A 25,903-nucleotide genomic window follows, 5' to 3' on the forward strand; every position below is an offset into this window, starting at 1 on the left:
GAGGCCGGCGCGGTACGCGCGTGCGGCGGGTCAGTCGGCGGGCGGCAGTCCGGCCGCGACTAGGGAGCGGCGCACCGCCGGCTGCACCCGGGTCAGCCGCAGCGGCACACCGGTACGCGCGGCGGCGTCCCGGCCGGCCATCAGCGCGGCGATTCCACCGGCGTCGAAGCCACCGGCCCCGACCAGGTCGACCACCACCTCGCGCGGCTGCCCGGTGACCGCCTGGAGCACGGCCCGGCGCAACTGGTCCGCGCCGGCCCGGTCCACCTCGCCGCCGACCTCGACGACCACCCGGTCGCCGTTCTGCCTCACCGAGATCCGGGCCTTCGCCGGTTCGGCCTCGGCCGTGCCGTTCTGCCAGGGCGGCGGCGCGTCGGCGAGCATCGCCTGGCGCAGCCAGGTCAGCGCCCGCGACAGCAGCCGGGACACGTGCATCTGCGAGATGCCGAACCGGGCGGCGATCTCCGCCTGGGTCTGGTTGCCGTAGAAGCGCATCGCCAGGATGCGGCGCTCCCGCCAGGGCAGCCGGTGCAGCAGGCCGCTGACGGTGACCCGGTCGTCCACCGACTCCAGCGCGTGGTCGGACTCGCCGACCAGGTCGCCGAACTCGGCCGAGCTCTCCCCGCCCACCGGCGCGTTCAGCGACGCCGGGCTGTAGCCGGCGGCCGACTCCAGCGCGGCCAGGATCTCCTCCTCCGGCGTCTCCAGCCGGGCGGACAGCTCGGCCACCGTGGGAGCGCGGGACAGCTCGCTGGTCAGCGTCGCCGTCGCCTGTCCCACCTCGAGGATCAGGTCCCGCAGCCGGCGCGGCACGTGCACGCCCCAGGTGCGGTCGCGGAAGTGCCGTTTGATCTCGCCGACGATCGTGATGGCCGCGTACGCGGTGAACGAGCCGCGTTCCGGGTCGTACCTGTCGACGGCGTTGACGAGGCCGAGACGCGCCACCTGCTCCAGGTCCTCCAGCGGCTCGCCGCGTCCCCGGTAGCGGCGGGCGAGCCGGCCGGCGAACGGCAACGCGAACCGGACCAGGTCGTCCCGCGCCTCCTGCCGCCGCTCCGGTGGCAGCCCTTCGATCCGGGCCGCGTACGCGAGCGCCGCGGCGTCCAGGTCCTCCAGACCCCGGTCGGTGGTCGGTGGTGTGGGTGTGGTGGTCTGTCCGAACATCCGCGCCCCCTCGCCAAAGAGCCCCCGCCCGGTCGGAACCGGTCGTGCGCGTGGTCGGACCACGCTCCGGGTGAGGAAGTTGGGTTACGTGACGGATTACGTCGAGAGCGGCGGCTACCCGCCGCACGGCGTCGTGGGCCGTTTCGCGGCGAGCGGTCTTCCCGCTCCGTAGGTACTCAATCACGGACCGCAGGATCGCGAGGATGTTTCGCCAGGTTGGCCGGGCAGCCGCGCCTGGCGGTGGTCAGCAGACCAGCAGGCCCTGGTGGGCGCCCGCGTCACGCAGCACGGTGAGCGCCTCGGCCATCCGCAGCGGCGGCGGCACGGGCAGGTCGCAGGGCTGGTTGCGCAACACCTCCGTGGCACGTCGGGTGGGTACCGAGGCGACCGGGTAGCCCCGGGCGGCGCCCCGGTCCACTGCCCGCCGACGCCGCCCGAAGCCGGCCACGGCCAGCCACTGGGGCAGTCCCGCGTACGCGGGCGAGCGCAGACCGGGCGGCTCGGGCAGCACGTCCACCGAGCTGAACGGCTCGCTGCCGGCCAGCCACCACTCGACGCCGGCGACCCGGCGCGCGGTGGCGTTCTCGCACCAGTAGGGCACCAGCCCGGCCCGCAGCACCTGCCCCGGGTCGAGCAGCCGGCCGCACTCCACCACCAGCCGGTCCCCGGTCTTGCCGGCCCGGCGCAGCCAGCGCCGGTACAGGTCGGCGGTCACCGCGCTGAGCGCGTCGGGCTGGGGCACGACCACCCGGTGCAGCGGATGCCCGTGCCGGTCGCCGAAGGAGCGGGCGTCGTTCTCGAAACCGGGCTCCACGCCGTGTTCGGCGAACGCGCCCGCCACCGTGACCTCCGGCGCGGTCCAGCGCGTCTCGTCCCCGCCGGCCGCGCGCAGCACCGCGCCGAGGGCGTGGGCGTCCGGGTGGAAGTCGACCGGGTCCAGGCCGCCGGCCGGGCAGCCGGACTGGAAGCTGTGCCCGTCGCCGCCGTCACGGACCGGCCAGGTCCGGGCGTCGTGCAGCAGCAGCACCGGAGCGGCCGGTTCCAGCCGGTCGGCCAGGAAGCGCGCGTACGCCTTCGGCAGCGTGCGCCAGCGCACCGCGAACGTGACCGCCGCGCCGGCCGCCGCGCCCCGGCTGGCCGGGCAGTGCACCTGGCGGACGTGCACGCGCGGGTTGCCGTCGAGCAGCCGGGCGGCGAGCGTGGCCCCGTGCGCGAGCGCGGCGTCCGGGCGGTCCACCGCCCCCCTGCTCCACTGCCCGGCCAGTTCGAATCCGGCCGGCAGCCAGGGCACGCCGAGCGCCACCGCGAGGTGGGCGGCGGCGCCGTGCGGCGAGCCGAGGACCACGCCGGGCCAGCGCCGGTCCGGGTACTGACCGGTGAACCACCCGGCCACCCGTTCGGCGTCCACGGCGGCGATCTGACCGGCGGTGAGCGCCGCCCGCCCGGCGGACCGGACGGCGGCGGCGCGGCGTACCGGCTCGGGCGCGCCGGTGAGGCGGGACAGCGCGCCCGGGTGGCCGAGGTCGGCGCAGTCGTCGCCGCGCAGCGCCCGGACGGTCGCGGCGACCAGGATCCGGGCGGCGCTACCGGCGGCCACCACCCGCTCCGCGGGCAGGCCGGCGCCGCTGACCCGTTCGACTCGTTCGCTCACCACGCGGCCCGGCTTCCCGTCCCTCTGGGGTCTAAACGGGGCATCTCCCCACGGGTCAGGACCAAGGCCCGCCCGGTAACGGCAGCGCCCGCCACACCCAGGTACGCCGTCGCGCCGCGTGCCCGCCGTCGCGGGCGCAACGGCGCTCGGGTGCGGGTTTGGGCCGGACGGGGACGGGCACTGCACCGCGCATGCCCGACGACGAGAGCACCCCGGCGGCGACCATCACCCCGTACCGGGACGGACCGCTGCTGGTACGCGGCGACTTCGCGCTGGTCACGCCCGAGGGCACGCCGATCGAGACGCGCCGGGGCACCGTGGCGCTGTGTCGATGTGGCAAGAGCGCGATCAAGCCGTTCTGCGACGGCACGCACAAGGTGACCGGTTTCCGGGCGGGCAGCGACCGCGAGCCCTGACCCCCACCCTCGCCGATCTTGCGCTTCGGGCCCCGGCAAATCTCCCGAACCGGGCACGCAGAGGGCCCGAAGTGCAAGATCGCGTCAGGCGGCGGCCACGGCGCGCTGGGGCGGGCGCAGGGACGACCCGCCGGCCGACCAGGCGGTCAGCAGGTGCGCGGCGAACAGGCCGTCCAGCGCCAGCGCGGCGGCGGCGCCGAACAGCACGTCGGACGCGAGCGCCGGCTCGGCCCGGACCAGCCCGCCGCACATGTCGTACGCGGCGATCTGCTCGTGCACGGCGTCGGCCTCGACGTGCTCGTCGTAGAAGCGCGTGGCGACCGCGTCGAAGCCGAGCCGGCGCAGTCCGTTGCCGTACCGGCGGTTCGGCAACGACGAGGTCATCTCGTACGCGGCCAGGTGCCCGAGCAGCGCCCCGCGCAGCCGCCGGTGCAGGCCGAACAGCGACATCAGGTTGTTCGTCGCCAGCGTCACCGCCGGTACCCGGTCCAGGTGGGCGGCGTAGCCGGTGTCCAGGCCGAGCCGGTCCATCGTGGTGCGGAACAGCTCGGCGTGCATCAGGTCCAGCCGGCCGTTGCCGTACTCGTCGGTCTGGATCTCCACCAGCGCCGCCTTCGCCGGCCCGCCGAGCCGGGGCAGCGCCCAGCTGTGCGGGTCGGCCTCGCGCAGGTGGTAGATCGAGCGGTGGACGACGAACTCGCGGAACCGGCCGAGGTCGGCCCGCCGTTGCAGCGTCGCGGCCAGCGGCGGCCCGTCGTCGGCGGCCACCAGGTCGGCCAGCGCGCCGGGCACGGCGGCCGGCAGCACCGCGGGCAGCGGGCCGGCCAGCTCGCGCAGCGCCGCCTCGAACGGCCGCTCGGCACGGGCGCGCAGCGCCAGCAGCGACGGCTCCCACTCCCACTCCTCGTCGACGCCGCAGAGCCCCCGGTAGTGCAGTTCGTAGCAGAGGAACAGGGTGAGCTGGAGATCCTCGTCGGTCAGCGGCGCGGCCACCGCGCCGAACCCGGCACCCAGCCCGGCCGGCAGCTCCCCCGGCGCCCCGCGCAGCGCGGTCAGCAGCGCGGCGGAGACCGGCCCGCGCGCCGCGGGCAGCGGCGCGGGGCCGTATCGGCTGACGGCGGCGACTGACATGTGACCTCCCGGGACGGTTGCGCCCGGTCGCAGTGCCCCGCCCGGATGCCGCTAAACGACTTCGTCGGCCGCGATGGCCTCGGTCTGGATCACCCGCTCCCGTACCCGGCGGGCGGCGTCCCCGTCGGCCACCAGGCCGCGCAGGTCGGCCAGCGCCGGTTCGGGCGCGTCCAGCGGCACGGCCGGATCCACCACCGCCTCCAGGACGGCGGGCCGGTCGGCCGCCAGCACCTCGTCCCAGGCGGCTCCGACCAGGTCGGGCCGGTCCACCCGTACGCCGTGCAGCCCGAGCAGGCGGGCCCACCCGGCGTACGGCACCTCGGGCCGCCGCTCTCCCGGTGACCGGCCGCCACCGACGCCGGACCGGTCCCTGTTGTTCAGCACCAGCACGATCAGCCGGGGGTCGCGCCACTGCGGCCAGTGGTGCGCCACCGTGATCAGCTCGGCCAGGCCGTTGAGCTGCATCGCGCCGTCGCCGAGCAGCGCGATCACCGGCTCGTCCGGGCGGGCCAGCTTGGCCGCTACCGCGTACGGCAGCGCGCAGCCCATCGAGCCGAGCGTGCCGCACAGCCGGGCCTGCACCCCCGGTGGCAGTTCCAGGTGCCGGGCGTACCAGTAGACGACCGAGCCGACGTCGACCGCGACACCGGCGCGCCGGGGCAGCCGGGCGGACAGCTCGCGGAGCACGAGCCGCGGGTCCACCGGCTCGGCGGGCGAGGCGGCGCGTTCGGCGGCGGCTCCCCGCCACCGGTCCACCATCTTCTCCACCGTGCCGCGCCACTCGCGGCCGGGATGCTCCGGCACCCGGGCCAGCAGCGCCCGCAGCGTCTCGGCGGCGTCGCCGACCAGCGGCACGTCCACCGGGTAGCGGGTGCCGATGCGCCGGCCGTCGATGTCGATCTGGATGGTGCGTACCTGGCCGGGCATCGGGAACCAGTCGGTCCACGGATCGTTGGTGCCGATCATCAGCAGTGTGTCGCAGGCGCCCATGAGCTGCGCGGCGGCGGTGGTGCCGACCTCGCCCAGCACGCCGGTGTGGAACGGCAGCCGCTCGTCGAGCACCGGCTTGCCCAGCAGCGACGTGGCCACGCCCGCGCCGAGCCGGTCGGCGAGCGCGACGATCTCCCCGGCCGCGCCGTGCGCGCCCTGCCCGACCAGCATCGCCACCCGCTGCCCGTTGCCGAGCAGCGAGGCGGCGGCATCCAGGTCGGCGTCGTGCGGCATGACCCGGGCCAGCGGCTCGCCGGGCGTCGCGGTGACCACCCCGGCGGCCTGCGGCAGCAGGTCCGGCACGGCGGTGACCTGCAACGCCCGCGGCAGCACCACGCAGGTCGGGCTGCGGGTCGCCACTGCGGTACGGAACGCCTGGTCCAGCAGCGCCGGCACCTGTTCGGGCCGGCGGCCGTAGCGGACGAACTGGTTGCACACGTCGCCGAAGAGCCGGCTCAGCCCGATCTCCTCGTGCGCGCCGCCGAGCGGACCGGTGACGTCCTCGCCGACGATCGCGACCACCGGCTTGCTGTCGAGCTTCGCGTCGTAGAGGCCGTTGAGCAGGTGCACCGCGCTGGGCCCCTGGGTGGCCAGGCAGACCCCGACGCCGCCGGTGAACTTCGCGTGCCCGGTGGCCATGTACGAGGCGGTCTCCTCGTGCCGGGCGGGGACGAACGCCGGATCCCCGCCCGCGTCGTCGAGCGCGCCCACGAGCGGGGCGACCGCCGCGCCCGGACAGCCGAACACCCGCGGTACCCGCCAGGCCCGCAGGCGTTCGACCACCAGGTCGGCGACGATCCGCTCAGCCATTGCCGCGCCCCGGCGTGCCCGCGTCGACGTAGCGCAGCACCGCGCCGACCCCGTCGGTCAGCTCCGGCGCCTCCTCCGGCGCGAGCACCGTGAGGTCCGCGTCGGTGCCGATCAGCGCGCGCAGCAGCGCCGCGTCGGCGCGTACCCGCTGGGGGTCGGCCACCGACATGTCGGCCAGCTGCGCCCGGTCGGTGGCGATCTCGGTCGGCTCGGGGCCCACCCACAGCTCGCCGTCGGCCGACGCGTCGTCCACGATGAGCATGGTGTCGACCTGGTTGCGTTGCAGCGCGGAGACCACGGCGTCCAGGCCGGCGCCGACGTCCTCCTGAACGCCGAAACGGTCCAGCGCGGCGGCGATCCGCCGGTCGGCGACCTCGGCGACGGTCTGCACCGTGATGTCGTCCATCAGCGTGTCGTCGGCGCCCCCGTCGCGGGCGCCGGCGTCGGTGCGGACCAGCACGTCCTGCCACCGCGCGGGCAGCTGGGCGGCGATCATGCCGGTGGCCCGGACGTCCCCGGCCACCACGACGACGTCGGCACCGACCCGCTCGGCCAGGTCGGCGGTGGCCGCGGCGGCGTCACCGGCGTTCTGGTGCCACGCCTCCATGGCGGCACGCTGGTAGCGGGACTGCGACCAGCCGCCCGGCTGCACCCGGCGCAGCTGGCGGCTCTGCCCGCCCCGCACCTGGGCCCGCCGGGGCACCCCGCCGGCGCTGACCGCCATCGCGTCCGCGCCGGTACGGTCGGCCAGCACCCGCACCCAGGCCACCTGCTCGCCGCGCTGGGCCACCAGCGGCATGGTGTGCGGCAGCGCCGACCAGCTGGCCAGGTCGCGCAGCGGTGGCGCGGACAGGTACTCGGTGAGCACCACGCGACCCCGGCTGGCGAACACGGCTATGCCGTAGTCGCCGGGCATCGGCTGGTGCCGGCGGACGACCTCCTCCACCGCCTCGACGGTGACCGGGTCGGCGCCCTGCCCCAGCAGGTCGCCCTTGAGGGCCCGCCAGCGCAGGTCGACCTGCGCTCGCGCGTCCTGGGTGTCGCGGGAGGCGTCCATGTAGACCGAGCACCACGGCCCGGGACGGTCGTAGAGCGGGCGCAGGAAGGACAGCTGCATGCTCGACCCCTTTCCGGCTCGGCCGCACGCATACCCGCGCCCCGGCGGAGTTCACCTGCCGGCGGCCCGGGCGTGACCGCTGTTCATTCACGTCGTTCAACCCGAAGGATCGATACCATCTGTGCACGCAACGGGACTCTCGGTGGTGAACATGGGCACGGAGCTGTACGACCGACGCGTCGTCCACCCGACGGAACGCGTCGTCACCGGGCGTCTGGTCCGGTTGCTGGAGGGCTATGCCCGGGAGGTCCGGGTCGGGCAGCCCGTGCTGGTCGCGGTACTCACCGCCGCGGGAGTGGTGGGGCTGCTGCTGAAGGTGGTGCGCGCGTTGCTCAGCAGTGGCGGCGGCGGGGCCCGGCGCAGCTTCAAGGACCTGAAGAAGGGGCCGGAGTTCCTGGTCACCCCGGTCCGGGTACGCGACACCACCGGCCGGCTCGTCGAGGTCGAGCTGCACGGCCACCTGCCGCAGAGCGCGCTGCACCCGGGCGACCACGTCCAGCTCACGCTGCGGGGGCAGCGCGACGAGGACCTGCCGCCGCGGATCGAGCGGATCGTCAACCTGACCACCGGGCAACTGCTGACCCCGCGTACGGCCACGCTCTGGTCGCACCTGGGGCCGGCGCTGCTGCTGCAGGCGACGCTGGGTGCCGTGCTGCTGTTCGGCGTGGCCGCCTGCTCGGCGCTCACGTAGGGCGTGTCGCGGCACAGGTGATCCGCCCGGAGCTCGCCGCCTCCCTCACCGAGGAGCCTGTCGCGCGCAGCGACCGGCGCGGGTGAGCGGCCGCGCTCAGCGACCGGCGGGAGTGAGCGGCCGCTCGGCCGCGGCGGGCGTGTCGAGCAGGCCCCGGCGCTGCGCCCAGCGCTCGAACAGCACTGTGGCGAACGGCGGCACGGCTGCGGCCAGGGCCAGCCCGGTCTGCACGAGGGTCCAGCGGCGCCGGCGGGCCACCAGGAGCGTCAGCAGCCCGTAGAGCACGAACAGCCCGCCGTGGATCGGCCCGAAGATCTTGACGCCGATCTCGTTTCCGGGCGGGCCGTACTTGACCGCCATGCCGGCCAGCAGCGCCGCCCAGGAGCACGCCTCGGCGAACGCCACCACCACGAACGCCCGGGTCCACCCGTCGCGCATCAGCCACTTCCCTTCGCCGTCGGCCGCCCATGCTAGCCGCCCGGACCGGTTCGGCCGGACGCAACCCGGGCCGCCGCGACGGGGGTCACCGGGGCCGACACGGGGTACAGAAAGGCCCCGGGCCTTTCCTGATCCGCCGCTCCGTGCGAGGTTGGGAAGAACCAACTGTGACAGGGTGGTGACCATGGGCGAGGACGTCGGCGTGCGGACCTTCAGCCGGGAGGATCGGGCCCGCTACCGCGAGAAGGTCCGGCGGTGCCTGGACGTGTTCGCCGAGATGTTGCGCGAGTCCCGGTTCGACGTGGAGCGGCCGATGACCGGCGTGGAGATCGAGCTGAATCTGGTCGACGACGGCTTCGACCCGGCCATGCGCAACGCCGACGTGCTGGAGGCGATCGCCGACCCGGCGTTCCAGACCGAGCTGGGCCAGTTCAACGTGGAGATCAACGTCGAGCCGCGACGGCTGGCCGGCACCGGCACCGCCGCGTTCGAGGAGCACGTGCGGGCCAGCCTGAACGCCGCCGAGTCCAAGGCCCGCACGGTCGGCGCGCACATGGTGATGATCGGGATCCTGCCGACGTTGCGTCCCGAGCACCTGACCGCCGAGACGCTGTCGGCGAACCCCCGGTACGCGCTGCTCAACGAGCAGATCTTCGCCGCCCGCGGGGAGGACCTGCCGATCGCGATCAGCGGGGTCGAGCGGCTGGCCACCACCGCCGACACGATCACGCCGGAGGCGGCGTGCACCAGCACCCAGTTCCACCTCCAGGTCAGCCCGGCGCAGTTCGCCGACTACTGGAACTCGGCCCAGGCGATAGCCGGCATCCAGGTGGCGCTCGGCGCGAACTCCCCGCTGTTCTTCGGCCGGGAACTGTGGCGCGAGACCCGGGTGCCGTTGTTCCAGCAGGCCACCGACACCCGGGCGGAGGAGATCAAGGCCCAGGGCGTACGCCCGCGGGTGTGGTTCGGCGAGCGCTGGATCACCTCGGTGTTCGACCTGTTCGAGGAGAACGTGCGCTACTTCCCGGCGCTGCTGCCGGTCTGCGACCCGGAGGACCCGGCGGCCACGCTGCACAGCGGCGGGGTGCCGAAGCTGGCCGAGCTGCGCCTGCACAACGGCACCGTCTACCGGTGGAACCGCCCGGTGTACGACGCGCCCAAGGGCCGGCCGCACCTGCGGGTGGAGAACCGCGTGCTGCCGGCCGGGCCGACCGTGCTGGACACGGTCGCCAACGGCGCGTTCTACTTCGGCCTGGTACGGGCGCTCGCCGAGGCCGACCGTCCGCTGTGGTCGCAGATGTCCTTCAGCGCGGCCGAGGAGAACTTCCACGCCTGCGCCCGGCACGGCATCGACGCGCAGGTGTTCTGGCCCGGGCTGGGCTACCTGCCGGTGACCGAGCTGGTGCTGCGCCGGCTGCTGCCGCTGGCCCATCTGGGACTGGACCGGTGGGGCCTGGACCCGGCGGAACGGGACCGGCTGCTCGGCATCGTCGAGCAGCGCTGCCTGACCGGCCGCAACGGCGCGACGTGGCAGGTGGAGACGCTGCACCGGCTGGAGTCGGCCGACCACATGGACCGGCCGGCGGCCCTGCGCGAGGTGGTCCGCCACTACGTCGACCTGATGCACAGCAACCGGCCGGTGCACGAGTGGCCGATCCCCTGACCGGGCGGGAGGTCAGCGCAGCGCCGTCACTGCCGCCTTCGCGGCCTCGGCGACCACTGCGTCGTCGGGCTTCGCGTCGCGGCCGTCCCGGCTCGACAGGACGGCCAGCACGATCGGCGCCCGGCCGGGCGGCCAGATCACGGCGATGTCGTTGCGGGTGCCGTACCCGCCGGTGCCGGACTTGTCCGCCACCTGCCAGCCGTCCGGCACGCCGGCCCGGACCAGGCCACTCCCGGTGGTGCTGGCCCGCATCCAGCCCAGCAGCAGGTCGCGGTCCGCGGGCCGCAGGGCGTCACCCAGCGTGTACGCGCGCAGCGAACCGGCCAGCGCGCGGGGCGTGCTGGTGTCGCGCTCGTCGCCCGGTGTGGCCGCGTTCAGCTCCGGCTCGGTGCGGGCGGGCCGGGTGACCCGGTCGCCCACGTCGCGGAGCGCCCGCGCGAAGCCGTCCGGACCGCCGAGCGCGTCGAACAGCAGGTTGCCGGCGGTGTTGTCGCTGTACCGCACCGCCGCCTCGGCGGCGTCCCGCAGCGTGATCCCGGTGTCCACGTGCCGTTCGGTCACCGGCGAGTGCGCCACCAGGTCGGCGCGCCGGTAGCGGACCACCCGGTCCCGCTCGGCGTCGGACGTGGCGGCGAGCATCGCACCCGCCGCGAGCGCCTTGCAGGTCGACGCGTACGCGAACCGCTCGTCGGCGCGGTGCGCCAGGGTGCGGCCGGTGCCGGTGTCGACGGCGTAGACGCCGATCCGGGCGCCGGAGCGCCGTTCCAGGGCCGCCAGTTCCGGCGGCGCGGGCACCGGCGAGGGGCTCTGCGTCGCCGAGGTGGTCGATGCGGCCGACGCGGTGGTCCGGGGCGCGGGGGCGGGCCGGTCCGTCGTGCAGCCGGCCGCCAGAGCCGTCGTGAGCACCGCCGCGATCGCCTGCCGTCGCCTCATCGGCCTCTCCCCCGGCCGGGCGTCGTCGTCACCGGTCGCGGCCGATGGCGAACTGACGGCGACGGACTCCGGTGGGTCAGCACGCGCGGCGGTAGTGCATGGCCACCACGCCGCTGCGGAACGGCTGCGCCGAGAGCAGTTCGAGCCGGCGTGTGCCGGGCAGCCCGTCCTCGTACAGCGTCGGGCCGTGACCGGCGATCCGGGGATGGATGAGCAGCCTGTACTCGTCGATCAGGTCCAGCCGGTCGAGCTCGGCCGCGAGCCCGCCGCTTCCGAGAAGGACGCCGGCCGGGGTCGCGTCCTTCAGCTTCCGCACCCCTTCGCGCAGGTCGCCGGCGATGTGGTGGCTGTTGGCCCACGGGAAGTCCGTGCGCGTCGCCGACACCACGACTTTGGGTTTGGCCTCCAGCTTGGCCGCCCACTCACGCATCGCCGGCGCCGCCTCCCGGTCGCCGCGGGCGACGGCCGGCCAGTAGGCCTCCATCAACTCGTAGGTGACGCGACCCCACAGCACCGCCCCGCACTCGTCCATGAGGCGGGTGAAATAGGCGTGCGACTCGTCGTCGACGACCCCCTCCCGGTGGTCGACGCAACCGTCCAGTGTGAGGTTGAGGCTGAAGACGAGCGATCCCATGGCCTGCGAGTCTAGTCAGCCGGCGACGACGGTGAACGTGAGCGCGCCGAGCGCGGCCAGCGGGAGCGCCGTGGCGGCGGCCAGCAGCCGCACCCGGGCGGACCGGCCGATCAGCACCACCAGCAACGCGGCGAGTCCGAGGTCGATCGCCACGTTCCACCAGGCTCCGGGATAGGACCCGGACTTCAGCGCGAACCGCAGCGCCTCCTCGACGAACACGGCCACCGGCAGCGCGACCCCCACGACGCGCCGCCACCCGTCGGTCCGCGCCCAGATCCCGGCGACACCGAACACCACGCCCGCCACCACGCCGAAAGCCATCCAGACGAACGAGGTGAGCGCCCAGATCATCGCGAGGTCGTCGCCCTGGAGCAGCGTCGCCGCCAGGTAGTAGCTGGGCACCGCGACGATCAGCAGGATGCTGGCGGCGACGGCGGCGCGTACCGCGCCCGACCGGATCCACCAGCCCAGCGCGAACGCGGCCACGGCCCAGGTGGCTGTGGAGTTGCCGAGTTCGGCGAACGGGTACGGCACCCACTTGATCCAGACGAAGTCCAGGAAGCCGAGCAGGAATCCGGCGACGGGGACGACGAGGGTGACGGCGCGACGCGAGGGTGGCATGCCGGGAGCATACATACTCGGTATGCTCCCCCGTCGACGGGGCGGCCCTACGAGGCCAGCCGCCGCTCGGACGGCGCGAGACGCACCGCGGCGTCGGATCGGTTGATCTCGGACCACACCTCGTCGAGGGAGAGACCGAGGACGTCGGCGATGGCCGCGATGGTGGGGAACGCGGGCGTGGCGACCCGGCCGGACTCGATCTTCCGGAGCGTCTCCGGCGACACGCCGGCGTCGAGCGCGGTGAGCAGCATCGAGCGCTCCCCACGGGCACGGCGCAGGAGCGCGCCCAGACGCTGCCCGCGCTCGACCTCGGCGGGGGTGAGGGGCAACCGGACCATGCCAGGATTCTAATACCGGGATAACATGACCGGGATACTTATTGGTCGCGCGAGGAAGGCGCCCGCATGATCGAGATCCTGAGCCCCACCGACGTACGGCGGGCGCGGGACACCGGCGCCCTGGTCGCCCACATCCTGCGGACGCTGCGCAGCCGCACCACCGTCGGCACGAACCTGCTCGACATCGACAGGCAGGCACAGCGCATGATCACCGAGGCCGGGGCGCAGTCCTGCTACGTCGACTACGAGCCGTCGTTCGGGCGCGGACCGTTCGGCCACTACATCTGCACCTCGGTGAACGACGCGGTGCTGCACGGGCTGCCGCACGACTACGCGCTCGCCGACGGCGACCTGCTCAGCCTCGACCTGGCCGTCTCGCTGGGCGGGGTGGTGGCCGACTCCGCGATCAGCTTCCTCGTCGGCGAGGCCCGGCCCGCGGAGAGCGTCGCGCTGATCGACGCCACCGAGCGGGCGCTGCGCGCCGGGATCGCCGCGGCCCGTCCCGGCGCGCGCGTCGGCGACCTCTCGTACGCCATCGGCTCGGTCCTCACCGAAGCCGGCTACTCGGTCAACACCGAGTTCGGCGGTCACGGTGTCGGCTCGACCATGCACCAGGACCCGCACGTGTCGAACACCGGCCGGCCCGGGCGCGGCTACCCGCTGCGCCCCGGGCTGCTGCTGGCGCTGGAACCGTGGGTGATGGCGGACACCGCCACGCTGGTCACCGACGCCGACGGGTGGACGCTGCGCAGCGCGACCGGCTGCCGCACCGCGCACAGCGAGCACACCATCGCCATCACCGACGACGGCGCGGAGATCCTGACACTGCCGAGGTCGTGACCCGGGCCGCCGACGCCCTGGCACCCTGCCCGCGCCGATCGGTCTCGCCCGCGGTGATCGGGATCCGCCGCGCCGACCGGACCCGCCGCAAGCACCCGACCGGCGGCTCTCCCGCGTTCCCGACGCCGCCGGCCGTCGTCAGGCAGGCGTGCAGCGTTCCCGCAGCGTCTGCACGCCCGGCCCGGTGAGGTCGTCGCAATAGGCGGCCCGCCCGGCCATCGCCATCGTCAGCGCGAGGGTGGTGCCGCTGACCAACGGACCGGTGCCGGCGGTGAACGGCCCGTCGGTCGCCTCCACCCGCAGGCCGTCGATGGCGCTGCGACCGTTCACTGTGAAGTCCCGCCCGGCGTAGAACCGGGCGACCGGCGTGACCGCCTCGACCGAGGGCGTCCCTGCCAGGCCGAGCGGACGCCGGATGTCCTGGGCGTGCACGACCACCTCACCGAGCCACGCCTCGGTCGGGCCGAACGTCGACGTGGTGCTGCCGATGATCCGGCGGAACCGGTCGAGCGTCTCCCCCGGGCCGGCGCCCCGGTGCTCGGCCAGCCGGCGGTCGTTGTGCAGGTCGAAGTCGAACCGGGCGCCGACCACGCTGGCGACCCAGCGGGCGCGGCCGACGCTCGCCGCCGCGGTCAGGTGCGCGACCACCTCCTGCACCGTCCACCGGCCGCACAGCGAGCGCCGCGCCCACTGAGCCGCGTCGAGTCCGGCGAGGTCGTCGGCGAGTGCGGCGCGCTCGGCGTGCGCGAGCGCCCACAGCTCACGGCGGGTCAGCGTGTCGGACATGAAGCCTCCAGGGTCGGGTCGTCAGAGATGGAACCACGCCCCCCGGACGAACTCACCGCTCCCCGCCCCGGTTGCACGTTTGCTGCACGTCCGCTGAACGCTCGCCGGTGACGCTTCTCGTACACAACAACCGCAAGGAGAAGCGTCATGTCACACAATCACCTCTTCACCCCGCGTACCGTCGCTTCGGTGATCGGGGCGCTCGGCCTGGCCGCCGCGGGCCTGGCCGGCGGCGCCACCCCGGCGTCGGCGGCCTATGTGGTCCCCGCCGACTGCGGCCCGTACTCCGGGGCGCCCGTGCCGGCCGGGTACACCACGGTGTACGTCGTCGCCGGAGGGCGCTACGTCAGCCCCAACACCAACGGCCCGGAGTTCATCATCGGCACGACCCTTCGCGACGTCATCGTCGGAAGCGTCTACGACGACATCATCTGCGGCCTCGCCGGCAACGACGACATCAAGGCCAACACCGGCGACGACATCGTCTACGGCGGGCTGAACGGCGACGACATCTGGGGCGACCTGGGTGACGACAACCTCCACGGCGACGGCGGCGCCGACACCATCCACGGGGACCGGTTCATCGGGCCCAGCGCCCTGGACGGCAACGACCGCGTGGACGGCGGCAGCAACGACGACCACCTCTTCGGCGACAAGGGCGGGGACACCCTGGTCGGCGGTCCCGGCGTGGACGACGGTGACGGCGGCCCGGACGTGGTGTTCGACGACTGCCGGCCCAGTGTGGAAATCGTGGTCAACTGCCCGTGATCCCGTCGGCACGGCGGTGCGCGGGGCTCGGAGAACGGGCCCCGCGCACCGTCGCGCCCCCGCCTGTCGGATCGTCGTCAAGCCCGGTCCGACCATGACCGCACGCGGCTACCGTGACAGCCCGTGGCGGTGGAGTTCCGGGTGCTCGGCGACCTGGACGTCCGGGTCGACGGCCGGACGGTCCGGATCGGTCACGCCCGTCAGCAGTGCGTCCTCGCCGCTCTTCTGGTCGAGCCCAACCGTGTCGTCCCGACCGGACAGCTCATCAACCGGGTCTGGGGCGACGAGGTGCCGGACGGGGCCGCCGCCACGCTGCGTGGTTACCTGTCCCGGCTGCGGCAGGCGCTGGCCGGCGCCGACGAGGTCCGTATCGTCCGGCGCCATCCCGGCTACCTGCTCGCCGTCGATCCGGACCGCGTCGATCTGCACCGCTTCCGCGCGCTGACCGAGCGGGCCCGGCGCGCCGCGGACGACGCGACGGCGATCGGCTGCCTGGAGCGGGCGCTGGGGCTCTGGCGCGGCGACGCGTTCGACGGGCTGACCACGCCGTGGCTGACGGCCTACCGGCAGACCCTCGACCGGCAGCGGCTCGCGGCCGCGCTGGACCGCAACGACATCGCGCTGCGCCGGGGCGCGCACGCCCGCCTTCTCCCCGACCTGCTGGATCTGAGCGGCCGGCACCCGTGGGACGAGCGCCTCGCGGCGCAGGCGATGCTCGCGTTGTACCGGTGCGGGCGGCAGGCGGACGCCCTCGAACACTTCCACCGGCTGCGCCGCCGGCTGGCCGCCGAGATCGGCGCCGACCCCAGCCCGCCGCTGGCACAGCTCTACCAGCAGATCCTCACCGCCGACACGGCGGTCGCACCGCCGGAGCCGGCGGGCGGCGAAGAACCGAGCGCGACGGCCACCGGCCCGACCGGCACGGCACGGGGTGGGGGCACCGTGCCCCGGCAGCTACCCGCGTCACCAGGCGTCTTCGCCGGCCGGACCGCCCAGCTCGCGCGCCTCGACGAACAACTCGGCGACGCGGGACGCCCGGACGGCGCCGCGCCCCCGGTGGTGATCTCGTCCATCGGTGGCGGCGGTGGTGTCGGCAAGACCTGGCTCGCCCTGCGGTGGGCGCACGCCAACGCCGATCGCTTCCCCGACGGGCAGCTCTACGTCAACCTGCGCGGCTTCGACCCGACCTCGGACCCGGTGGGGTGGCCGGTCGCGGTGCGCGGCTTCCTCGAGGCGCTCGGCGTCGAGCCGGCGCGTGTCCCGGCCGATCCGGAGGCCCGGGCGTCGCTGTACCGCACGCTCGTCGCCGGCCGCCGGCTGCTGGTGGTCCTCGACGACGCCCGCGACGCCGCCACGGTGATCCCGCTGCTGCCCGGCACCCCCACGAGCGCGGTCCTGGTGACCAGCCGACGGCAGCTGGCCGGTCTCGTCACCACCCACGGCGCGCGACCGCTGCCGCTGGACGTGCTGCCCGACGACGAGGCCCGCGAGCTGATCGTCCGGCAGGTGGGCGCCACGCGGGTGGCGGGACAGCCGGACGCCGTCGCGGACATCCTGCGGTTCTGCGGGGGTCTGCCCCTGGCGCTCGGGATCGTGGCGGCCCGCGCCGCACTCAACCCCGAACTGGCCCTGTCGTCCGTCGCGGCCGAGCTGACCACAGCGGTCAGCCCGCTGGACGTGCTGGCCGGCGACGAGGTGACGACGAACCTGCGGGTGGTGCTGTCCCGATCGCTGGCGGCGCTCACCCCGGCTGCGGCCGAGGTGTTCGCGCTGCTCGGCCTCGCCCCGGGCCCGGACATCGGCCGGGCCGCGGCGGCCAGCCTGACCGCCCGTACGCCCGACGAGCTGCGCCGGCCGCTGCGCGAACTGCTCGACGCGCACCTGGTGCAGGAACACGTCGCCGGCCGGTACCGCATGCACGACCTGGTCCGGAGCTTCGCGGTCGAGCGGGCGAGAGGCGACCCGGCCGGTTCCCGGTCCGCGTTGCGCCGGCTGGTCGACCACCACCTGCACACCGCGCACGCGGCCGCGCTGTTGCTGTCCCCGCAGCGCGATCCGCTGACCCTGGCCCCCGCCGCGCCGGGGGTGACCGCCGAACGGCTCGACGACCTGGCGGCGGCGCTGGCCTGGTTCACCGGCGAACATCAGGTGCTCCTCGCGACCATCGAGTACGCCGCCGGCGCCGGCCTCGACGTCGCCACCGGTCAGCTCTCGTGGACCCTGGCGACCTACTTCGACAGGCAGGGCCACTGGCACGACTGGGCCGCGGTGGCCCGCCGGGCGGTCGAGTCGACCCGGCGGTCCGGCGACCGCCCGGCCCAGGCCCAGGCGCACCGGCTCCTGGCCGGGGCCTGCTCCAACCTCGGCCGGTACGCCGAGGCGCAGCGCAACCTGCTCGCCGCGCTGGATCTGTTCGCCGCGCTGGGCGACGACGAGGGGCGGGCGCACACCCACTTCGACCTCAGCATGCTGCACGACCGGCAGCGGCAGCCCCGGGAGGCCCTGCCGCACGCGCGGCGAAGTCTCGCCCTCTACGAACGGGTCGGCAGCCCGCTCAAGCAGGCGGTCGCGCTCAACGCGATCGGCTGGTACCACTCGCAGCTCGGCGAGCACCACGACGCGATCACCTTCTGCCGCCGCGCGCTCGCCCTGTCCGAGCAGGCAGGGAGCGCGTACGGGCAGGCGAACACGTGGGACAGCATCGGCTTCGCCCACCACCACCTGGGCGAGTACGAGCACGCCGTGGACTGCTACCAGCAGGCCCTCGCCCTGTTCGCCGGGATCGGTGACCGGCACGCCGAAGGCATCGTGCTGGACCACCTCGGCGACACATGGGCCGCGGCCGGGCGGGCGGACGCGGCCCGGGACGCCTGGCGGCGGTCACTCGCGCTGTACGAGGAGCTCGGTCACGCCGACGCCGAGGCGGTACGGCGCAAACTTCACCGGTGAGCGGTCAGAGCGCCGCGATGGCTGCCGACTCGGGCGGCAGCTCGATGCCGTCGCGCATCACCGTGACGCCCTCGGAGGTGGTGAGCAGCACGCGGCGTACCACACCGGGCAGGTTGATCCGCTGCGCCCGGTCGGCCAGGTTCGCCACCACGAGCGTGTCGCCGCGCCGCATCACCAGGAACCGGTCGCCGTGACGGACGTCGACCCGGTCCAGCCGGGGGTCGGACAGGTCGGCCCGGGAGCGGCGCAGCGCGATCAGCCGCCGGTAGAGGTCGTACGTCTCGCGGTGTTCGGGCTTGTCCAGCTCGGCCCAGTCCAGCCGGGACCGCAGGAACGTCTGCGGGTCCTGCGGGTCGGGCACGTCGTCGGTGGCCCAGCCGTGGTCGGCGAACTCCCGCCGGCGGCCGGTGGCGACCGCCGCGGCCAGTTCCGGCTCGGGATGGCTGGTGAAGAACTGCCACGGCGTGGCGGCGGCCCACTCCTCCCCCATGAACAGCATCGGCGTGAACGGCGCGGTCATCAGTAGCGTCGCGCCGACGCGCAGCAGGCCGGGCGAGAGCGTGGCGGAGATCCGGTCGCCGGTGGCCCGGTTGCCGATCTGGTCGTGGTTCTGCAGGTACGCCACGAAGCGGTGGCCGGGCGTGCGCTGCCTGTCGACCGGGCGGCCGTGACTGCGGCCCCGGAAGCTGGACCAGGTGCCGGCGTGGAAGAACCCGCCGGTCAGCACGTCGGTGAGGCATTCCAGGGAGCCGAAGTCGCCGTAGTAGCCCTGCCGCTCGCCGGTGAGCAGCGTGTGCAGCGCGTGGTGGGCGTCGTCGTTCCACTGGGCGTGCAGGCCGTACCCGCCCGCCTCGCGGGGCGTGATCAGGCGCGGGTCGTTGAGGTCGCTCTCGGCGATCAGCGACAGCGGCCGGCCCAGGTGCGCCGACAGCGCCTCGACCTCGGCGGCGACCTCCTCCAGCCAGTGCACGGCCCGGCCGTCCGGCATGGCGTGCACGGCGTCCAGCCGCAGCCCGTCGACGTGGTAGTCGCGCAGCCAGCCCAGCACGCTGTCGGCGATGTAGCGGCGTACCCCGTCGGAGTGCGGGCCGTCCAGGTTGACGGTGCGTCCCCAGGTGTTGCTCTGCTCGGTGAGGTACGGCGCGAATCGCGGCGCGTAGGCCCCGGAGGGCCCGAAATGGTTGTAGACGACGTCGAGGATCACCCCCAGGCCCTTGGCGTGGGCGGCGTCGACGAACCGTTTCAGGCCGTCCGGTCCGCCGTACGGCTCGTGCGGGGCGTACCAGCAGACGCCGTCGTAACCCCAGTTGTACTCGCCGTTGAACGCGTTGACGGGCAGCAGCTCGACCATGTCCACGCCGAGGTCGACCAGGTGGTCGAGCTTCGCGATCGCCCCGTCGAACGTGCCCTGGAGGGTGAACGTGCCGATGTGCAGCTCGTACAGCACGCTGCCGGGCAGTTGCCGGCCGGTCCAGCCGGCGTCGGTCCAGGCGAACGCGGCGTGGTCGTAGAGCCGGCTGGGCCCGTGCACCCCGGCCGGCTGCCAGGCCGAGCGGGGGTCGGGCAGGGCCTGCTCGTCGTCGTCGAGCAGGAACGCGTAGTCGGTGCCCGGCCCGGCGTCGGGCACCTCGGCCCGCCACCAGCCGTCCGGCCCCTGACGCATCTCGTGGTCGGCGACGCCGGGCAGGCGCAGCCGCATCCGGGTGGCCTCGGGCGCCCATACCGTGAACTCGGTCATGCGGCGGCCTCCACAGAGTCGGTGGGTGCGAGGAGGGCGACGGGGTAGGTGCTCAGCAGATCATCCAGGAGCAGCTCAGAACCACTGTAGACCCGTCCGGTGAACAAGTCGGTGCACTCGTGAACGGGAAGTGACACCGCCGTGTCCCGCCAGCCGCCGGAGCGGGCCAGCCGCAGCGGCAGCCGGGTCGCCACCGCCACCGCGCCGCCCCTGTCGAAGGCCACCGCGTGCGCGGCGGCCGGGCCGCGCGCCGGCACCGGCCGGTAGCCGCCGAACAGGTCCGGGCGGTCTCGGCGCAACCGCAGCGTCCGGGACACCACGAGCAGCTTGGCCGCGCCGTCGGCGGCCACCGCGGGCCGCCAGCCGGCGTCGAGCCGGGCCAGCAGGTCCCGGCGTACGGCGAAGTCGACCGGCCGCCTGTTGTCCGGATCGACGAGCGAGTTCTCCCACAGTTCGGTGCCCTGGTAGACGTCCGGCACGCCGGGCATGGCGAGCTGCACCAGCTTCTGCCCGAGCGCGTTCGACCAGCCGGGCGGGGTGATCTCGGCGGCGAACGCGGTGATCTGCGCGTGCAGTTCCGGGTCGTCGTACATCCGGTCGACCAGGGCGTGCAGCTCGTGCTCGAAGGTCGGGTCCGGATCGGCCCAGCTCGTGGCGACCGACGCCTCCCGGGCGGCCTTCTCGGCGTACCCGTGCAGCCGGTCCCGTTCGATCGGCCACGCCCCGACGGCGGTCTGCCAGAGCAGGTGGGCCAGCGCGGGGTCGGCCAGCGGCGCCCGGGACATCCAGTCGGCGACCCGCTCGGCCCAGCGGCCGGGCAGCTCGGACAGCACCGCGAGGCGGGCGCGGACGTCCTCGCCGCGTTTGGTGTCGTGGGTGGAGAGCGCGGTCATGCTCGCCGGCCAGCGCACGTGCCGGGCGGCGGCGAAGCGGTGCAGCTCGGCCGCTGGCACGCCGAAGTGGGCCGGGCTGCCGCCGACCTCGTTGAGGGCGACGAACCGGCTCCACCTGTAGTAGGCGGTGTCCTCCACGCCCTTGGCCATCACCGCGCCGGTGAGCTGCGGGAACCGGGCGGCCAGCTCGTGTCCGGGGTCGCGTAGCCGGGCGGTGACCGCGTCCAGCACGCCGGTCAGGTCGGGACGGCGGCGGCCTGCCTCGCTGCGGGCGGCGGCCAGGTGCCGGGCGCCGGAGGGCGGGTAGCCGCGGTAGACCGGGAAGCACGCGGCCAGTTCGGCCAGGGCGGCGCGGACCTGCTCGCCGGGCACCTCGGGCACGAGCGCGGCCAGCCGGGTCAGCTCGGCGGCGAGCAGCCGGGTGGCGGCCTCCAGCTTGGTGGCGTGCGTCAGGTCCTCCCACGAGGTGTGCCGCCCGGTGAGGCGGCCGTCCAGCGCGGTGAAGTCGGCCTCGGCGTCCGGGTCGACGAACAACCCGGACACGGCGGCCAGCGCGTCGTAGCCGGTGGTGCCGTCGACCGGCCAGTCCGGGAGGTCCTCGCCGTACTCCAGGATCTTCTCCACCACCAGCCAGCTCCCGGGCGCGGCGGCGCGCAACCGGGCGAAGTAGCCGGCCGGGTCGCGCAGCCCGTCCGGGTGGTCGACGCGGATGCCGTCGACCTCCCCGGCGTCGACCCAGCGCAGGATCTCCGCGTGGGTGGCGTCGAACACCTCCGGGTCCTCCACCCGCAGGCCGGCCAGGTCGGACACGGCGAAGAACCGGCGGTACGTCAGTTCGGCGTCGCCGCGCCGCCAGTTCACCAGCTCGTAGTGCTGCCGGTCGTGCACCTGGCGGGGCGTGCCGTCGCCGGTGCCGTCGGCGACCGGGAAGCGGTGCTCGTGGTAGCGCAGCTCCCCGCCGACGAGTTTGAGGTCGTCGAGCGCGTCGGCGGTGTCGGCGAGCACCGGCAGCAGCAGCCGCCCGCGGTCCCAGTCGATGTCGAACCAGCGCGCGTACGCCGAGTCGCGTCCCCGCCGCAGCACGTCCCACCAGGCCGGGTTGGCCTCCGGCCGGGCCACCCCGGCGTGGTTGGGCACGATGTCCACGACCAGGCCCAGCCCGGCCGCGCGCAGCGCCCGGACCAGCCGCGCCCGCGCGGCCTCGCCGCCCAGCTGCGGGTTGACCGCGCGGTGGTCGACCACGTCGTAGCCGTGCGTGGAGCCAGGGGTGGCGGTGAGCAGGGGCGCGGTGTAGAGGTGGGTGACGCCGAGCGCGGCGAGGTAGCCCGTCAGCTCGGCGGTGGTGTCCAGGTCGAAGCCGGGCCGCACCTGGACCCGGTAGGTCGAGCGAGGGGTGTCGGGCATCGGTCAGGCCGTCCTCTCCAGGACCAGCAGCGAGCGGTCCGGCACGCAGACCGTGCCGCCCGCCTCGACGAGCGTCGTCTTCTCCGGGTCGGGTTCCGCGGTGCTGATCACCAGTTCCCACCCGCTGCCGAACTCCTCGCCCGGCAGCGTGAAGTCCAGCGGCGCGTCGTGCGCGTTGAACAGCAGCAGGAACGAGTCGTCCCGGTGGCGCTGGCCGTACTGACCGCGCTCGCCGATGCCGTCGCCGTTGACGAACAGGGCCACCGAACGCCCGAAGTCGTTGCCCCAGTCCTCGCCGGTCATCTCCCGGCCGTCCGGGGTGTACCAGGCCAGGTCCGGCAGCCCGGAACCGGTGGCCCGGCCGCCCACCGGCAGGCCGGTGAAGAACCGGCGGCGGCGAAACACCTGGTGCCGGTTGCGGAAGTCGGTGAGCCGGCGGACGAAGTCCAGCAGCTCGTCGTCGGCCCGGTCCCAGTCGACCCAGGCGATCTCGCTGTCCTGGCAGTAGGCGTTGTTGTTGCCGCGCTGGGTGCGGCCCAGCTCGTCGCCGTGGCCGAGCATCGGCACGCCCTGGGACAGCATCAGCGTGGCCAGGAAGTTGCGCCGCTGCCGGGCACGCAGCGCGCGTACGCCCGGGTCGTCGGTCTCCCCCTCGACGCCGCAGTTCCAGGACCGGTTGTGGCTCTCGCCGTCCCGGTTGTCCTCGCCGTTGGCCTCGTTGTGCTTGTCGTTGTAGGAGACCAGGTCGGTGAGCGTGAACCCGTCGTGGCAGGTGACGAAGTTGATGCTGTGGAACGGGCGTCGGCCGTCGTCCTGGTAGAGGTCGGCCGAGCCGGAGATGCGGGAGGCGAACTCGGCGAGCGTGGCCGGCTCGCCGCGCCAGAAGTCACGGACCGTGTCGCGGTATTTTCCGTTCCACTCGGTCCACTGCGGCGGGAAGTTGCCGACCTGGTAGCCGCCGGGGCCGACGTCCCACGGCTCGGCGATGAGCTTGACCCGGCCGACCACCGGGTCCTGCTGCACCACCTCGAAGAACGTGGACAGCCGGTCCACCTCGTAGAACTCGCGGGCCAGCGTGGCCGCCAGGTCGAACCGGAAGCCGTCGACGTGCATCTCGGTCACCCAGTAGCGCAGCGAATCCATGATCAGTTGCAGCGAGTGCGGGCTGCGCACGTTGAGGCTGTTGCCGGTGCCGGTGTAGTCGACGAAGTAGCGCCGGTCGGACTCGGAGAGCCGGTAGTAGCTGGGTGTGTCGATGCCCTTGAAGCTCAGCGACGGCCCGAGGTGGTTGCCCTCGGCGGTGTGGTTGTAGACCACGTCGAGGATGACCTCGATGCCGGCGGCGTGCAGCGCCTTGACCATGCCCCGGAACTCCTGCACCTGCTGGCCGAGGCGGCCCAGCGCGGAGTAGCCGTGGTGCGGGGCGAAGAAGCCGATGGTGTTGTAGCCCCAGTAGTTGCGCAGCCCCAGGTCGGCCAGGCGGTGGTCGTGCACGAACTCGTGCACCGGCATCAGCTCCACAGCCGTCACGCCGAGCCGCTTGAAGTGCTCGATCATCACCGGTGAGGCGATCGCCGCGTACGTGCCGCGCAGCTCCTCCGGGATGCCCGGGTGGCGCATGGTCAGCCCGCGCACGTGCGCCTCGTAGATCACCGAGTGGTGGTACGGGGTGCGCGGCGGCCGGTCGTTGCCCCAGTCGAAGTACGGGTTCACCACCACCGACTTCGGCATGTACGGCGCCGAGTCGACGGTGTTCATCCGGTCCGGGTCGCCGCCGACCTCGTAGTCGTAGACCGACGGGTGCCAGGTGACCTCCCCGTCGACCGCCTTCGCGTACGGGTCGAGCAGCAGCTTGTGCGGGTTGCAGCGCAGCCCTTCGGCCGGGTTCCACGGCCCGTGCACGCGGTAGCCGTAGCGCTGGCCGGGCTCGACGCCGGGGATGTAGGCGTGCCAGACGTACGCGTCGACCTCGCGCAGCTCCACCCGGCGCTCGGTGCCGATGTCCCACTCGTCGAACAGGCAGAGCTCGATCTTCTCCGCCACCTCGGAGAAGATCGCGAAGTTGGTGCCCATCCCGTCGTACGTGGCGCCGAGGGGGTAGCTCTCGCCCGGCCAGACCTGCATGTCGCTCCTTCGGCCCATGATCGTGAGCGCACCGGACAGGGGAGACCGCCGATGCGCACGCCGGTGATGCCCAGTCGTCGCCACGACCAATCCATCCGTTCGGACCGTAACCGAATCCACCCTCCTGAGAACGGATAGACGTTCGGGTGTCATCCGTCACGATCGCCCCTTTCGAGATGCGCGCCGGCCGCGGATGGACTTTCCTGGATCCGGACCTGCGCCCGCGGGCCCGCCCGGCCGTTCGGCCACCCCTCACCATCGCTCGACGCCGCCACCGAAGCCGGCGTGCCTCACCATGCATGGACGGAGATCCACGTGACCACTCTGCGGGTCGGCGCGCAGCCCGCCACCGCGACGGACCGGCTCCACCGGCCCACCCTCACCTCCCGCCCGGCGCCCCCGTCGCCGGTCGGGTCCGCGCCCCGGTCCCGGCGCATCCTGATGCTGTCGTGGGAGTACCCGCCGGTGCTCGTCGGCGGGCTCGGCCGCCACGTGCACGCGCTGTCAGTGGCGCTGGCCGCCGCCGGGCACGAGGTCACAGTCGTCACCCGCCACGCCGAGGGCGCTCCCCTGGAGGAGTACGCCGACGGCGTACGCGTCGTCCGCGCCGCCGAGGACCCGGTCCGGTTCCCGCTCGCCACAGGCTCGCTGCTGGCCTGGACCATGGCCTTCAACCACACGCTCACCCGGGCCGCCCTGCGTGCCACCGAGTCCGGCTCGTACGACGTCATCCACGCCCACGACTGGCTCGTCGCGCACACCGCGATGACGCTGCGCGAGCACCTGGACGTGCCGCTGGTCAGCACCATCCACGCCACCGAGGCGGGCCGGCACCAGGGCTGGCTGCCGGAGGAGATGAACCGCACCATCCACGGTGTCGAGCACTGGCTGGCCGGCGAGTCCGGCCGGGTGATCGTCTGCTCCGGCTACATGCGCGACGAGGTGGGCGCGCTGTTCGGGGTGGACGCGGCCCGGGTGGACGTGGTGCCCAACGGCGTCGAGCCGCACCGCTGGCGGGTGCCCGCCTCGGCGGTCGCCGCCGCGCGGGCCCGGTTCGCCGCCGACGGCCCGCTTGTGACGTTCGCCGGCCGCCTGGTGTACGAGAAGGGCGTGCAGCACCTGCTGGCCGGGCTGCCCCGGCTGCGCGACCGGCACCCCGGCCTGCGCGCGGTGATCGTCGGCGACGGGCCGTACAAGGCCGACCTGGAGCGCGAGGTGCACCGCCTCGGGCTCGGCGGCACTGTGAGCATGCCCGGGTTCCTCGGCGGCACCGAGCTGCCCGCCGTGATGGCCGCCTCGGACTGCTTCGCGGTGCCGAGCATCTACGAGCCGTTCGGCATGGTCGCGCTGGAGGGGGCCGCCGCGGGCGCGCCGCTCGCCGTCGCCCGTACCGGCGGGCTGGCCGAGATCGTCGAGCCGGGCGTCACCGGGATGACATTCGCCCCGCACGACCCGGACGGGCTGGCCGAGGCGGTGCACACGCTGCTGTCCGACCGGGACCACGCCCGCGCGCTCGCCCGTCGGGCCCGCGCCATGGTGCACGAGCAGTACGGCTGGGCGGCCATCGCGTCCCGCACGGCCGCCGCGTACGCCGCCGCCATCGCCGGCGACCCCGCGTTCACCGCCGCCCGCGCCCAGCACCGCATGGCCCACGGCCACCCAGTGCCGGCCCTCCCCGAGGGCAACCTCCTCACCGCCGCCGGCCTGCGGTAAGGAAGGGCCCCCTCTTAACGCCCCGGGTAGAGGAAGGGCACCTTGTTAACGCCCCGCACCCCGGTGCACAGGACGAAGGCCGCCGACCCGA

Annotated in this window: 21 protein-coding genes; 7 read left to right on the forward strand and 14 right to left on the reverse strand. The window is 74.2% G+C overall.

Annotation, left to right across the window (positions count from 1 at the left end):
• Positions 1 to 30: 30 nt before the first annotated feature.
• Together AB0B20_RS24965 and AB0B20_RS24970 are read right to left on the reverse strand one after the other, a co-directional pair.
• A complete protein-coding gene (locus AB0B20_RS24965) occupies positions 31 to 1,164 on the reverse strand; it encodes a SigB/SigF/SigG family RNA polymerase sigma factor (protein WP_357384165.1) in 1,134 nt (377 codons plus the stop codon).
• A 244-nt stretch (positions 1,165 to 1,408) separates the two neighbouring features.
• Positions 1,409 to 2,818 carry a hypothetical protein gene (locus tag AB0B20_RS24970; protein WP_357473891.1) on the reverse strand — a complete coding sequence of 470 codons (1,410 nt, stop codon included), beginning with the start codon at positions 2,816 to 2,818 and terminating at the stop codon, positions 1,409 to 1,411.
• A gap of 188 nt (positions 2,819 to 3,006) precedes the next feature.
• Between AB0B20_RS24970 and AB0B20_RS24975 the strand changes: the two genes are divergently transcribed.
• Positions 3,007 to 3,231: a CDGSH iron-sulfur domain-containing protein gene (locus AB0B20_RS24975; protein WP_357473894.1), complete on the forward strand. Its 225-nt coding sequence runs from the start codon at positions 3,007 to 3,009 to the stop codon at positions 3,229 to 3,231.
• 84 nt (positions 3,232 to 3,315) lie between these two features.
• Here the strand turns inward: AB0B20_RS24975 and AB0B20_RS24980 are convergent, their stop codons facing one another.
• The 3 genes from AB0B20_RS24980 to AB0B20_RS24990 are packed head-to-tail and all read right to left on the reverse strand — an operon-like array spanning position 3,316 to position 7,279.
• Entirely contained in the window at positions 3,316 to 4,362 is a 1,047-nt protein-coding gene (locus AB0B20_RS24980) for an iron-containing redox enzyme family protein (RefSeq protein ID WP_357473898.1), read from the reverse strand.
• A 51-nt stretch (positions 4,363 to 4,413) separates the two neighbouring features.
• Positions 4,414 to 6,162 (reverse strand): thiamine pyrophosphate-binding protein, encoded by a 1,749-nt coding sequence (locus AB0B20_RS24985; RefSeq protein WP_357473901.1) that lies wholly within the window; start codon positions 6,160 to 6,162, stop codon positions 4,414 to 4,416.
• On the reverse strand, positions 6,155 to 7,279 hold the full coding sequence (locus AB0B20_RS24990) for a Vms1/Ankzf1 family peptidyl-tRNA hydrolase (protein ID WP_357473904.1): 1,125 nt from the start codon (positions 7,277 to 7,279) through the stop codon (positions 6,155 to 6,157). Before AB0B20_RS24990 ends, AB0B20_RS24985 begins: the two co-directional genes overlap by 8 nt.
• A gap of 142 nt (positions 7,280 to 7,421) precedes the next feature.
• On the opposite strand from AB0B20_RS24990, the gene AB0B20_RS24995 reads away from it, so the two are divergent.
• Positions 7,422 to 7,970 (forward strand): hypothetical protein, encoded by a 549-nt coding sequence (locus AB0B20_RS24995; RefSeq protein WP_357384287.1) that lies wholly within the window; start codon positions 7,422 to 7,424, stop codon positions 7,968 to 7,970.
• Positions 7,971 to 8,066: 96 nt separating this feature from the next.
• Here the strand turns inward: AB0B20_RS24995 and AB0B20_RS25000 are convergent, their stop codons facing one another.
• A complete protein-coding gene (locus AB0B20_RS25000) occupies positions 8,067 to 8,408 on the reverse strand; it encodes a DUF3817 domain-containing protein (protein WP_357384153.1) in 342 nt (113 codons plus the stop codon).
• A gap of 184 nt (positions 8,409 to 8,592) precedes the next feature.
• Between AB0B20_RS25000 and AB0B20_RS25005 the strand changes: the two genes are divergently transcribed.
• Positions 8,593 to 10,071 (forward strand): glutamate--cysteine ligase, encoded by a 1,479-nt coding sequence (locus AB0B20_RS25005; RefSeq protein WP_357384151.1) that lies wholly within the window; start codon positions 8,593 to 8,595, stop codon positions 10,069 to 10,071.
• A 12-nt stretch (positions 10,072 to 10,083) separates the two neighbouring features.
• Here the strand turns inward: AB0B20_RS25005 and bla are convergent, their stop codons facing one another.
• The 4 genes from bla to AB0B20_RS25025 all read right to left on the reverse strand — a co-directional run bounded on the left by bla (position 10,084) and on the right by AB0B20_RS25025 (position 12,597).
• The gene (gene bla / locus AB0B20_RS25010) at positions 10,084 to 11,004 is read right to left on the reverse strand and encodes a class A beta-lactamase (RefSeq protein WP_357473909.1); all 921 of its coding nucleotides are present in this window, start codon (positions 11,002 to 11,004) and stop codon (positions 10,084 to 10,086) included.
• Positions 11,005 to 11,080: 76 nt separating this feature from the next.
• A complete protein-coding gene (locus AB0B20_RS25015; RefSeq protein ID WP_357384147.1) occupies positions 11,081 to 11,638 on the reverse strand; it encodes a dihydrofolate reductase family protein in 558 nt (185 codons plus the stop codon).
• Between the two features lie 15 nt (positions 11,639 to 11,653).
• A complete protein-coding gene (locus AB0B20_RS25020; RefSeq protein WP_357384145.1) occupies positions 11,654 to 12,259 on the reverse strand; it encodes a DUF6518 family protein in 606 nt (201 codons plus the stop codon).
• A gap of 47 nt (positions 12,260 to 12,306) precedes the next feature.
• Positions 12,307 to 12,597, reverse strand: a complete 291-nt coding sequence (locus AB0B20_RS25025; protein ID WP_357384143.1) for a helix-turn-helix transcriptional regulator — start codon at positions 12,595 to 12,597, stop codon at positions 12,307 to 12,309.
• 66 nt (positions 12,598 to 12,663) lie between these two features.
• Here AB0B20_RS25025 and map point away from each other — a divergent pair, with 66 nt between their 5' ends.
• Positions 12,664 to 13,437, forward strand: a complete 774-nt coding sequence (gene map / locus AB0B20_RS25030) for a type I methionyl aminopeptidase (protein WP_357473912.1) — start codon at positions 12,664 to 12,666, stop codon at positions 13,435 to 13,437.
• Positions 13,438 to 13,575: 138 nt separating this feature from the next.
• Here map and AB0B20_RS25035 read toward each other — a convergent pair whose 3' ends face one another.
• On the reverse strand, positions 13,576 to 14,223 hold the full coding sequence (locus AB0B20_RS25035) for a maleylpyruvate isomerase family mycothiol-dependent enzyme (protein WP_357384139.1): 648 nt from the start codon (positions 14,221 to 14,223) through the stop codon (positions 13,576 to 13,578).
• A 147-nt stretch (positions 14,224 to 14,370) separates the two neighbouring features.
• Between AB0B20_RS25035 and AB0B20_RS25040 the strand changes: the two genes are divergently transcribed.
• Entirely contained in the window at positions 14,371 to 14,991 is a 621-nt protein-coding gene (locus AB0B20_RS25040; protein WP_357384137.1) for a hemolysin, read from the forward strand.
• A gap of 123 nt (positions 14,992 to 15,114) precedes the next feature.
• Complete coding sequence (locus AB0B20_RS25045) at positions 15,115 to 17,940, forward strand: BTAD domain-containing putative transcriptional regulator (protein WP_357473915.1); 2,826 nt, start codon at positions 15,115 to 15,117, stop codon at positions 17,938 to 17,940.
• A 4-nt stretch (positions 17,941 to 17,944) separates the two neighbouring features.
• On the opposite strand, the gene treZ is transcribed toward AB0B20_RS25045, so the two are convergent.
• The 3 genes from treZ to glgX are packed head-to-tail and all read right to left on the reverse strand — an operon-like array spanning position 17,945 to position 24,099.
• Entirely contained in the window at positions 17,945 to 19,678 is a 1,734-nt protein-coding gene (gene treZ / locus AB0B20_RS25050) for a malto-oligosyltrehalose trehalohydrolase (protein ID WP_357384133.1), read from the reverse strand.
• Entirely contained in the window at positions 19,675 to 21,975 is a 2,301-nt protein-coding gene (gene treY / locus AB0B20_RS25055; protein WP_357473918.1) for a malto-oligosyltrehalose synthase, read from the reverse strand. Before treY ends, treZ begins: the two co-directional genes overlap by 4 nt.
• A 3-nt stretch (positions 21,976 to 21,978) precedes the next feature.
• Positions 21,979 to 24,099 carry a glycogen debranching protein GlgX gene (gene glgX / locus AB0B20_RS25060; RefSeq protein WP_357384129.1) on the reverse strand — a complete coding sequence of 707 codons (2,121 nt, stop codon included), beginning with the start codon at positions 24,097 to 24,099 and terminating at the stop codon, positions 21,979 to 21,981.
• 315 nt (positions 24,100 to 24,414) lie between these two features.
• Between glgX and AB0B20_RS25065 the strand changes: the two genes are divergently transcribed.
• On the forward strand, positions 24,415 to 25,812 hold the full coding sequence (locus AB0B20_RS25065; RefSeq protein ID WP_357473921.1) for a glycosyltransferase family 4 protein: 1,398 nt from the start codon (positions 24,415 to 24,417) through the stop codon (positions 25,810 to 25,812).
• Positions 25,813 to 25,903: the final 91 nt, after the last annotated feature.

This window comes from Micromonospora sp. NPDC049151, from assembly GCF_040648395.1.
Taxonomy (GTDB): domain Bacteria; phylum Actinomycetota; class Actinomycetes; order Mycobacteriales; family Micromonosporaceae; genus Micromonospora.

Bases quoted from the DNA above. Each gene is read 5' to 3' on its own strand.
- AB0B20_RS25035 (WP_357384139.1), bottom strand. From the start codon at position 14,223: ATGTCCGACACGCTGACCCGCCGTGAGCTGTGGGCGCTCGCGCACGCC.
- AB0B20_RS24965 (WP_357384165.1), bottom strand. From the start codon at position 1,164: ATGTTCGGACAGACCACCACACCCACACCACCGACCACCGACCGGGGT.
- bla (WP_357473909.1), bottom strand. From the start codon at position 11,004: ATGAGGCGACGGCAGGCGATCGCGGCGGTGCTCACGACGGCTCTGGCG.
- treZ (WP_357384133.1), bottom strand. From the start codon at position 19,678: ATGACCGAGTTCACGGTATGGGCGCCCGAGGCCACCCGGATGCGGCTG.
- AB0B20_RS25020 (WP_357384145.1), bottom strand. From the start codon at position 12,259: ATGCCACCCTCGCGTCGCGCCGTCACCCTCGTCGTCCCCGTCGCCGGA.
- AB0B20_RS24985 (WP_357473901.1), bottom strand. From the start codon at position 6,162: ATGGCTGAGCGGATCGTCGCCGACCTGGTGGTCGAACGCCTGCGGGCC.
- AB0B20_RS25040 (WP_357384137.1), top strand. From the start codon at position 14,371: ATGTCACACAATCACCTCTTCACCCCGCGTACCGTCGCTTCGGTGATC.
- AB0B20_RS24975 (WP_357473894.1), top strand. From the start codon at position 3,007: ATGCCCGACGACGAGAGCACCCCGGCGGCGACCATCACCCCGTACCGG.
- AB0B20_RS24990 (WP_357473904.1), bottom strand. From the start codon at position 7,279: ATGCAGCTGTCCTTCCTGCGCCCGCTCTACGACCGTCCCGGGCCGTGG.
- AB0B20_RS25000 (WP_357384153.1), bottom strand. From the start codon at position 8,408: ATGCGCGACGGGTGGACCCGGGCGTTCGTGGTGGTGGCGTTCGCCGAG.
- AB0B20_RS25015 (WP_357384147.1), bottom strand. From the start codon at position 11,638: ATGGGATCGCTCGTCTTCAGCCTCAACCTCACACTGGACGGTTGCGTC.
- map (WP_357473912.1), top strand. From the start codon at position 12,664: ATGATCGAGATCCTGAGCCCCACCGACGTACGGCGGGCGCGGGACACC.
- AB0B20_RS25005 (WP_357384151.1), top strand. From the start codon at position 8,593: ATGGGCGAGGACGTCGGCGTGCGGACCTTCAGCCGGGAGGATCGGGCC.
- AB0B20_RS25025 (WP_357384143.1), bottom strand. From the start codon at position 12,597: ATGGTCCGGTTGCCCCTCACCCCCGCCGAGGTCGAGCGCGGGCAGCGT.
- glgX (WP_357384129.1), bottom strand. From the start codon at position 24,099: ATGCAGGTCTGGCCGGGCGAGAGCTACCCCCTCGGCGCCACGTACGAC.
- treY (WP_357473918.1), bottom strand. From the start codon at position 21,975: ATGCCCGACACCCCTCGCTCGACCTACCGGGTCCAGGTGCGGCCCGGC.
- AB0B20_RS24980 (WP_357473898.1), bottom strand. From the start codon at position 4,362: ATGTCAGTCGCCGCCGTCAGCCGATACGGCCCCGCGCCGCTGCCCGCG.